We start from the raw sequence: 7549 nt of genomic DNA, 5'->3' as shown, positions 1-7549 counted from the left end.
GGCTATAGCAACGGGGCTCACCTCTTCCCATCCCGAACAGAGAAGTTAAGCCCGTTAGCGCCGATGGTACTGCACCTCGTGGGAGAGTAGGTCGCCGCCTTCTTTTTATAATCAAAACCCCTTCAGTTAATCCTGATGGGGTTTTTTTATGACGTAAAATGAAATAAAACTTTAATCGAACATCGATTTCACGATGGTTAGGATTCCCTTAAACATCAGGAAAATTGCGCTAAGTAAGACTAAAAATCCAATACTAATTACAACCCAGAAAAGGGGATGGTCCTGATTTTTAAATGCGCTATACAGAACTGTTGGACCTATTAATGATAATGGTAAGGCTGCAGCCAAATATTTTAAACCTTTATAAAGAACTTCTTTATTTGTATGCTTCATTTTATTCAATTGTATAACTGGATCTTTCAGTTTCAGATAACCTAAAATACCCTAAGGGATAATTTTCGGGATTGGTTTCATTAATTATATTTCCTTTTACGGTAGCAGGCATGGTTTCAAATGGGCCTCCCTGGTTAGATCCTACTTGAGATCGTAAAATAAACAAATATTCATAGTAATTTTTAGAAATTCCCTGGATACTTGCTGTGACCAGTGAACCTTTTTCTAAATCTTCATTGGAATAATAGCCAAAAATTTGGTTTCCGTTGGTGAATTCATCTTCATAAATTTCAAAAGTTAACCGGTCTTCAAATGAAAATTTAAATAGATAATAATCTTCTGTATCTACAGGGTCTGTATAATAAAATTTCAATTCATATTCATCGCCAGCAAAACCCCCGCCTTCTGCTTGTTCGATTTTGTCAATTTCTGAAACAGATTTAAAAACTTCAGCAGCCTTATAAATTTCAGCATTATAATAAATTTCAAGAAAGTAAGTTTCATTTAATTCAGGAATAAAATTTTCGGAAATGTAGCGCCCATTGCCCTCAAAGTTGAATTTAAATTCAGTCCCATCAGTATTTATAATGGTAACTTCAGCATCATTTACAAAGGGGATTTCATCTTTATAAAATGGGGTAGTGGTACTTAAAATAATTTCCTGCATATTCCCCGCTGTGCCTTTTTTCCAAAGAATTGAAGCTTCAACTACCAATCTGCCCTGAGTTTCATCAAGGTCGACTTCCACCACATCTTCGCAGGAAAAGTTCAGGAAAACAACTATTATAAGGACGAATCTTTTCATCAGAATTTAAAATTATAGGTTACCGAAGGAATAATTCCGAATAAGGATAATCTAACCGCTTCATTTTTATTTGTATCCTGATTCTCCCTAAAACTGATGGAATATGCATTTTTACGGTTGTATACATTGTAAAGCCCAAAATTCCAATAAGATTTAATTTTTTTATCTGCCTGATTTTTGGGTGTGAGGGTCGCTGAAATATCTAATCTATGGTAAGCAGGCAATCTGTCGCTATTTCTCGCACTATAAACCGGAACGGTAATATATTCATATTTATATTGAGCATTGGGAAAAGTAGTAGCAATACCACTTTGAAAAATAAAATTAGCATTAAACTCCCATTTTTTATTCAGGTCATAACTTCCTGTAATACTCACGTCATGCGTGCGATCAAAATTAGTGTTATACCAATTCCCGTTATTAATCCCAGATTCTTCTAAATTTCTACCGGGTGTTCTTTGTTCAGATTTACTTAATGTATAGGAAAGCCACCCATTCCATCGTCCTTCATTTTTCTTCAATAAAAACTCAAGGCCGTAAGCTCTCGATTCTCCATTTAAAATAACTCTTTCAATCGCATTATTCGCAATTAAATTTGCGCCATCTATATAATCGATTCGGTTTTTAATGTTCTTATAAAAACTTTCAATTTCCATACTATACTCACTATTATTAAAATACTGAAAATAACCAACCGCATATTGATCTAATAATTGGGGTTTCACGTATTTTCCGCTAGGTGTCCAAACATCTAAAGGCGTGGGGGAACTGGTATTGGAAATTAAATGCAGGTATTGCGCCATTCGATTATAACTCAATTTAATCGATTTTGAATCATCTAAGGAATATGCCAAAGAAACCCTTGGTTCAAGATTATTGAAATTTTTTAAAACTTCACCTCGTTTGAATTTCCTGGTTTCTAAAATATCAGCTTCCTGATAAATATCCCGTTGGCGGTCATAAAAAACAGGCTGATCGTTCTCGTAATAATTGAACCCATCCTGACCTAATCTTAAAAATGTACTATACCTCAGGCCATATTCTGCGGAAAATTTCTCAGAAAATTTCTGTTCTGCTGAAAGATAAAAAGCATTTTCAAAAGCATATTTGTTGGTTAATTTGAAAAAATTTATTCCGGAAGTTTCATCGATAGGTCTTATTTCTCCGGGATTAAATTCATATAAAGTATTATGAATGCCGTATTTCAACTGAATTTTATCATTTAAATAATGGTTGAAATCATATTTCAAATTCAAATTCTTAATGCCGCTGTCCCAATTGAAACCTACGAAATTTAGATTCAACCCATAATAGTAATCGCTGTAAATCGCAGATAGATTGGTGAAAATATTATCTGAAAACAGATGATTCCAACGTAGGTTGAAAACTGCATTTCCATAAGTATTTTCGAAATTTTCACTGATGTTAAAAACATCTCTACCAAAGTATCCGGAAAAAAGCAACTTGTTGCTCTTATCTAATTTAAAATTCAGCTTTGTGTTGAGATCGTAAAAATAGGCCCGGTTGGGGTTATCGGTAAATTTTAAAAATAAATGGGCATATGAACTACGCCCACCAATTAAAAAACTAGAATTATCTTTTTTAATAGGGCCTTCAGCTAATAAACGGCTTGAAATAACTCCTATTCCACCTTCTATTTCATATTTTTTACTATTGCCGTCTTTCTGATAAATATCCAAAACAGAAGAAACCCTACCCCCGTATTTAGCGGGAATTCCGCCTTTATACAGTGTTAGGTCTTTGATGGCATCAGGATTAAAAACAGAGAATAACCCGAATAAATGCGAGGAGTTAAAAATAGTCGCTTCATCCAGCAAAATAAGGTTTTGGTCTACTGCGCCGCCTCTTACGTTAAATCCGGAAGCACCTTCACCAGCATTGGAAACTCCGGGCAAAAGGAGCAAAGATCTAATCACATCGGCTTCACCAAATACAACAGGAAGTTTTTTTATTGTTCCTGCGGTGAGCCGGTTAATACTCATTTCAGGTTTTCGAATATTCAATTTTTCGATATTTTCTGTAATAACCACTTCTTCCAGAGTTTCAGAAGCTTCAGCCAATTGGAAATCCCTGCTTATATTTTTAGTCAATTCGATCTCAAAACTTTGTGACTGATAACCTAAATATGATACCAAAACCCTATAATTACCTTGCGGAAGTTTGATGGAAAAATAACCGTACTGGTTGGTAACCACACCGGTAGATTCTTCGGGGATTAGAATATTTACACCAATTAACGTTTCATTACTGGCGGCATCGCTGATAGTTCCGCTGAGGGTAAATACTTCCTGCGCAAACATTGCGGAAGCATTTAGTAGGTACAGGAAAAGGAAAATTCTGAAGGATTTCAGGAGATATTTTTTTAAGTTTTAAAATGTTCAAGATATGAAATTGTTAAGTGTGATAAACCGCAAAATTTCTTTTTTCCTGTTCAGAAAACCGGTACAATAATCCTGAACTTATTGTTAGGGAAACCAAAAGGGGCAAAGTGCTGGATGTGTGAAATTGGGTGCTTAAAAATAAGGAACAATCATAGATAGGATCGAAAAAGGCCATAAAAGGATTAGGCTTCTATCACTCCCGTACAATTATGTATTTAATTCTTCGGGTAAATCAATCCAGAATGTCCAAATTTCGGAAACGCCAGAATTTCCATTACCTAACTTATGGAGTTTCGCTAATTTTAACTTTTATTCGATTTAGGCAGAAAATTTTCGAAATGGTTTCCAGATTTTGGCTTTCCCAAAAAATTTTAAAATGAGGTGTTCAGAAAGTGATCTTTTTTTATTAAAAAAGAGTTGATGTTCTGTTAGTAGGTCTTTGAATACAGTTTCTTTCAATTTGGTAAATAAGTTACGGGCAGCATATTTTACGGTAGTATGTTTAGGATACCCCCTTATTTCTAAATGTTCATCAATTAATTTCCATCCTAAAATATAGCTTTGAATATTTTTTCTATTTTCGAGATTACTGATCCTTTCTGAAGTGCCTGCGCGATAAAGAACATGGGTTCTACGGGTAAATTTTACTTTATCGCAATTTAGAAATATCCTGGTAAAATATTCGCCATCATCATTATTCGAAAGATTTTCATTCCATTTTCCTGCAATATTTGATAATTGAATTGGAATAAAATAATTATGTATAGGGAGGTAACTAGACATATTACCGAAGATATTGAGAAGCTCCATGGGTTTATTCGTGGAAAAATAGGTGGGCATTTTTTCGTGGACCACCACTTTCTTGCTTTTCACATAAAACCGTCCCCATTTACAGGTGGCAAGACACAGCGGACTTTCATTTTTTAAAAGCTCACTATGGACTTCAATTTTGTTTTGGGCAATAGTATCGTCAGAATCTAAATATTGTATAAAGTTTCCTTTAGCATTTTCAAGGCCAATATTCCGGCAGGTGGCAGCACCTTTTTTTCTGGTAGTAGGTCGTTGAATATATATGAATCTGGGATCTTTTAAATATTGTTGAATGAGATGTTTTGTCCCATCTGTAGAGCCATCATCAACTATCAAGCATTCCCATGAAGAAGAGGTTTGCTTTAAAACACTTTGTAAAGTGAAAGGTAAGATTTCACCACGATTGTACGTAGGAATAATAATAGAAACTAATTCACTTTCCATACATAAAGAATAAAGCCGGAAATTAATTCCGGCTATATAAATTATTTCAAAATTGTATTAAATTTTTCACTTGGCCTCATCGCTTCACGAGTGAGTTGGTCATCTGGCAGGTAATAACCTCCAATATCAACAGGAGAGCCCTGCGCATCTATTAAATCCTGCAGGATTTGTTCTTTGTTCTCTGTCATAGCTTTGGCTACGCCCTCAAAATAAATATTTAAGTCTGTATTCGTTTTTTGGGTTGCCAGCTCTTGTGCCCAATATAATGCTAGATAAAAATGACTTCCCCGGTTGTCGAGTTCATTAACTTTTCTGGAAGGAGATCTTCCTTCATTCAGAAATTTCTCGGTGGCGCTATCCAAAGCTGTGGCCAGCGTTAAAGCTTTCTCATTCTCATATTTATTTCCAAGATGTTCCAAAGAAACGGCAAGTGCTAAAAATTCACCTAAAGAATCCCATCTTAGATGACCTTCTTCCATAAATTGCTGCACATGTTTAGGAGCAGATCCCCCCGCACCAGTTTCGAAAAGTCCACCGCCATTCATCAAGGGAACTATGGAAAGCATTTTTGCGCTTGTACCCAGTTCAAGAATGGGAAAAAGATCTGTAAGGTAATCACGTAGAACATTCCCTGTTACAGAAATGGTGTCTTTGCCATCTTTAACTCGCTCCAGAGTATATTTGGTCGCTTCTGTGGGTGACATAATTTTTATTTCAAGACCATCGGTATCATATTCGGTTAAATATTCATTTACCTTTTTGATCAGTTCCGCATCATGGGCCCTTTCCTTATCAAGCCAGAAAACCGCTGGGGTTCCTGTTGCTTTCGCCCTGCTTACAGCCAGCTTTACCCAATCCTGAACCGGCGCATCTTTTACCTGACACATTCTCCAAATATCTCCTTGCTCAACTGAATGCTCTAACAACGTATCTCCATCAGAACTTAAAACCTTTACCACACCATTTCCAGGTATCTCAAAAGTCTTATCATGAGAGCCATATTCTTCAGCTTTTTGGGCCATCAATCCCACATTAGGAACAGTTCCCATAGTCGTTGGGTCAAAAGCTCCATGTTCCTGGCAAAAATCTATGGTAGCCTGGTATAATCCTGCATAACTACTGTCAGGAATCACTGCTTTAGTATCCTGTTGTTTTCCTTCGGCATTCCACATTTGTCCTGAAGTCCTTATCATGGCGGGCATAGAAGCATCGATAATTATATCTGAAGGGACGTGAAGATTGGTAATTCCTTTGTCTGAATTTACCATGGCTAAATCAGGGCCATCCAGGATATCTTTTTCTATAGCTGTCGTAATCTCCTTTTTCTTAGCTTCAGATAGATTATCGAGCGAGGCAAGTACATCTCCCAAACCACTATTAGGATCGGCTCCGGCTTCCCTCAATTCCGTTCCGTATTTTTCAAAGACATCATCAAAGAATACTTTAACTGCATGTCCAAAAATAATAGGGTCGGAAACCTTCATCATGGTTGCTTTCATATGAAGGGAAAAAAGAACGTTTTTTTGTTTGGCATCTTTCACCTGTTCTTTTAGGAATGCTAAAAGCGCCTTCTTGCTCATTGTAGTCGCGTCTATGATTTCGCCTTCCAGAACCTGAAGATTATTCTTCAGAATTTTTTCGTCACCGTTTTCATTTTTAAAAACGATCATAAGGTGATCACTGCCTTCCAGAGTTAAAGATTTTTCATTAGCTCTAAAATCCCCATGTTCCATGGTGGAAACGTGGGTTTTAGAATCTGAACTCCAGGCTCCCATACTATGTGGGTTCTTTTTCGCAAAATTTTTCACGGCCTTTGGGGCCCTGCGATCGGAATTTCCTTCTCGGAGCACCGGATTTACAGCACTTCCTTTAATTCGGTCATATCTTGATTTTATCTGTTTTTCCTTATCATCTGAAGGACTATCGGGATAATCAGGAATGTTGTAACCTTTAGCCTGTAATTCTGAAATGGCAGTTTTCAACTGTGGTTCAGAAGCACTAATATTGGGAAGTTTTATAATGTTAGCTTCAGGCTTTTTAGCCAGCTCTCCCAATTCCGCTAAATCATCAGTAACTTTTTGATCGTTTTCAAGATAATCTGGAAATTGAGATAATATTCTCGCTGCAAGCGAAATATCCCTGGTCTCAAGACTAACACCTGCGGCCTTGGTAAAAGCCTCAATGATTGGAAGAAAAGAATAAGTCGCCAACATTGGCGCCTCGTCTGTTTTTGTATAAATGATTTTTTCTTTTTGTGACATTCAATTTTTTTTGATTGCAGATAATTAAAAAATACCCTAATAAATCAGGGAGGTAATAAGGTTGCAATATACTATTATTGGGGCTTTTTTCCTATGGTTTCGAGGTTTGGATCTTGTAAAAATTTCTTAAACAGGTGCATAAAAAAAGCCATTTCATCTTAATAATAAAATGAAATGGCTTCTACAGAAACAATACGTTCTCACAATTATCAAAGCATTTTAAACCTTGCAGTGTGCATTGTTTCCCGTGATTTTATCCTGAAAAAATCCAGCAATAAATTCACAATGATTTTTAACTTTCAAACGTATCCTACAAACGCAGGCCTATAATGTTATATAGAAGATAAAAATCGTATGTAAAGAACTTGGCTTTACGAAATTCTGAAATAAGAATCCTTTTGTCCTCTTATCTCAAATTTCTATATCTAAGATAA

At 36.0% G+C, this 7549-nt stretch carries 5 protein-coding genes and 1 rRNA gene; 1 reads left to right on the top strand and 5 read right to left on the bottom strand.

Going from position 1 to position 7549, the window contains the following annotated elements; all coding sequences use genetic code 11:
• Window positions 1-103: ribosomal RNA gene (gene rrf, locus DHD80_RS18005) — 5S ribosomal RNA — on the top strand; the annotation flags it as partial.
• Window positions 104-171: 68 nt separating this feature from the next.
• On the opposite strand, the gene DHD80_RS18000 is transcribed toward rrf, so the two are convergent.
• From DHD80_RS18000 to DHD80_RS17980, 5 genes are all read right to left on the bottom strand, one after another.
• Window positions 172-393, bottom strand: coding sequence for a DUF6095 family protein (locus DHD80_RS18000; protein WP_251742856.1), 222 nt, complete (start codon window positions 391-393; stop codon window positions 172-174).
• Between the two features lies 1 nt (window position 394).
• Window positions 395-1198 (bottom strand): DUF4249 family protein, encoded by an 804-nt coding sequence (locus DHD80_RS17995; RefSeq protein WP_251742855.1) that lies wholly within the window; start codon window positions 1196-1198, stop codon window positions 395-397.
• Window positions 1198-3519 (bottom strand): TonB-dependent receptor, encoded by a 2322-nt coding sequence (locus DHD80_RS17990; RefSeq protein WP_251742854.1) that lies wholly within the window; start codon window positions 3517-3519, stop codon window positions 1198-1200. Before DHD80_RS17990 ends, DHD80_RS17995 begins: the two co-directional genes overlap by 1 nt.
• A gap of 399 nt (window positions 3520-3918) precedes the next feature.
• Window positions 3919-4854 (bottom strand): glycosyltransferase family 2 protein, encoded by a 936-nt coding sequence (locus tag DHD80_RS17985; protein WP_251742853.1) that lies wholly within the window; start codon window positions 4852-4854, stop codon window positions 3919-3921.
• Between the two features lie 41 nt (window positions 4855-4895).
• Window positions 4896-7115 carry an NADP-dependent isocitrate dehydrogenase gene (locus tag DHD80_RS17980; protein ID WP_251742852.1) on the bottom strand — a complete coding sequence of 740 codons (2220 nt, stop codon included), beginning with the start codon at window positions 7113-7115 and terminating at the stop codon, window positions 4896-4898.
• Window positions 7116-7549: the final 434 nt, after the last annotated feature.

The sequence above is a fragment of the Gramella sp. AN32 genome (assembly GCF_023718305.1).
Classification (GTDB): Bacteria; Bacteroidota; Bacteroidia; order Flavobacteriales; family Flavobacteriaceae; genus Christiangramia; species Christiangramia antarctica.
Note: the sequence above shows the minus strand (reverse complement) of the source record. Positions and strands in the feature narration are given on the sequence as shown.